Origin of the sequence: Parafrankia sp. FMc2, assembly GCF_041008525.1 — a bacterium.
Taxonomy (GTDB): Bacteria; Actinomycetota; Actinomycetes; order Frankiales; family Frankiaceae; genus Parafrankia.
The window spans coordinates 1-2248 of record NZ_JBFLUG010000338.1; the positions used below are offsets into that span (position 1 = coordinate 1).

Consider the following 2248-nt stretch of genomic DNA (forward strand, 5'->3'; position numbering starts at 1 on the left):
TCTTCAGGTGGCGTGCCCGCACCCATGAGACCCCCGGCCGCGTGCCCGGCTCCCGCTACACAGCCCCACCAGAAACCCCAGGCCTGGCCCACCGCCTACGCGTCAGCAAACTTGCCGGAGCCCTGGGGGGCCCCCTCAGGCATGGGCAGGCTCTCGCCCCGCTCGACGGCGGCCGCCCACGCCCTGCCAGGACCGTGCCACTCCTGCTCGTCATCGCCCCGGGCGAATCTCAGGCCGCACTCGTTCGAACCCGGTTCGCCCGCCCAGGCGACGAAGGAGATGAGCCGGAGGAGTCGGTGGCAATCGTCCATGATCCATCGCTACCACGCTCCGTTGCCAGCCGTTCCCGTCGCGACAGTCGGCCGACCGGGTACACCGCCTGCGTGGCGGCGATTCGGCTCCCACCTTCGCTGGCGCTGGCGCTGCCGACCGACACGCTCACGCCGTCCAGCGCACGGGGCCGCCCGCTCGTTTACGAGCTGAATGGTCCAGTTTCCACTGGATTAAACCATGATGGTCGCTTTTGGCTGCGGCATCCACGGGAGCTCACACGCTACCTTCCGTGCTCCATAGCCGTTCATAGCCCTACCTGTGCACGAAACTGGGGCAGCTTCAGTGGACGACACGCGCGGAGTAGCACCAGCGGAGGACCTGGGAAGTCCTGCATCCCATAGCTTTCCTCGATGCCGTTCTAGTGTCGCGGAAGCACGTCATAAACCGTTGGGCGATCAGGCCATGGAGCAGCAGAGATATGCCAAACGCGAAGGATGCGAACCAGGCGGGCGAAAAGGTACTCGGTATCGTGATCGCGGGAGCCGCAGCGCGCGGAGCATACGCGGCTGGTGCGCTCGCGAACCTCGCACCTCGGATCAAGGAGTACGAACGAGTAGTCATCGTCGGCACGAGCTCGGGAGCCGTCAACGCCGCACTGCTGGCCCAAAGTGCACACGAAGAATCACCAGCGGATATCGCTGCCAACTTGACCAGCGCGTGGGAGCAGATCGATTTTTCGAAGGTGTTTCGCCCCATAGTCGCGCCTCGCACCCTGACTAGAACGGCTGGGTGGCTGTGGTCGCGCAGAGTTACCAAAATATTTGACACAGCTCCTCTGCATAGAACCGCGCAGAATCTATACTGCCCGAAGCAGGTCGTCGCGAATATAAAAAATGGATACCCCGAGGCCGTTGCGGTCGTTGCCACACTGTGTCAACAAGATGGGACCGGGGGTCGCAGTCGGGTGTTTCTCCATAGCAATAGCCCCGCGCCGAAAGTGGCCCCAAATTGTGCTTTGGACTACGTGCCAACACCACTCCACTACAAACACGTCATCGCTTCTTCGGCGATACCTGTACTTTTCCCCCCAGAGAGAATCGATACCCAAGGCGCGGCGGGTTTCTACATCGACGGTGGGGTTCGACTGAACACGCCTATCAAGCCTGCCCTCGACCTGGGGGCGACCGAGCTGATGATAATTTCCAGCCACGCGACAACCTACCCTCCGCCACCTGTCGGACCTCCCGGTCGCATGCCGGACATCCAGGGCGTGGGCGCACAGTCGCTGAATGCAGTGCTTGGCGACGCGATGATCGAGGATATCAGGAACCTGCGACGTATCAATTGCTTCGTCAAAGCTGCAGGCAATAAAGCGATTTCACCAAACGGAAATCCGTATAGGCATACAAGGTTTCTTCTTGTTTCACCGAATAGTGGGCAGCTTGCTGGAATGGCGGCGACCGCATTCCGCAACCGCTATCAAGGACTCTTTCCACTGCAGGCCGCGTTTTCTTTCCTGAATATTGGCGGCGACGATAGGGAGTTGCTCAGCTTCCTACTCTTTGATCCCCACTACATGAGGGATCAGATCCAACTAGGCAAAGCTGATGCCAGCGTCGCTCTCTGGCAGAAATGAGTCCGTAAAATTCACCAACGAAACTCACGGTTCCTGTCCGGCGGCGATGAGCCCAGTCGCCGAGCTGTTAAGTGCCTCCCCGCACTTCGCCGGCCCGCAGCACTGCCCCGCCGACGCATGGATCGCCGCTGTCGCCGCCGGTGCGACGGACGGGAATCCCGAGGCGTGGCGCCGGTACGGAACCCTGCACCACCTAACAACGGTCAGCGAGCCGGAGCCTGTCAATCCCGGTGAGACATCAGGCTGCTTGGTTCGTGGGTAGCGCCTCCTCGGTCTCGATGATCGCTGGGGGCTGGTTGATCCACGCCCTGGTAGGCAGCGCGGGCGGGGCCGGTCGGC

At 61.7% G+C, this 2248-nt stretch carries 2 protein-coding genes; both read left to right on the forward strand.

Annotation, left to right across the window (positions count from 1 at the left end; all coding sequences use genetic code 11):
• Positions 1 to 751: 751 nt before the first annotated feature.
• On the forward strand, positions 752 to 1909 hold the full coding sequence (locus tag AB1460_RS36980; RefSeq protein WP_368967181.1) for a patatin-like phospholipase family protein: 1158 nt from the start codon (positions 752 to 754) through the stop codon (positions 1907 to 1909).
• On the forward strand, positions 1881 to 2171 hold the full coding sequence (locus AB1460_RS36985; RefSeq protein WP_420497463.1) for a beta family protein: 291 nt from the start codon (positions 1881 to 1883) through the stop codon (positions 2169 to 2171). Before AB1460_RS36980 ends, AB1460_RS36985 begins: the two co-directional genes overlap by 29 nt.
• The last annotated feature ends 77 nt before the right edge of the window (positions 2172 to 2248 follow it).

Coding starts and splice junctions, on each gene's coding strand:
- AB1460_RS36980 (WP_368967181.1), top strand. CDS start 752: ATGCCAAACGCGAAGGATGCGAACCAGGCGGGCGAAAAGGTACTCGGT.
- AB1460_RS36985 (WP_420497463.1), top strand. CDS start 1,881: ATGCCAGCGTCGCTCTCTGGCAGAAATGAGTCCGTAAAATTCACCAAC.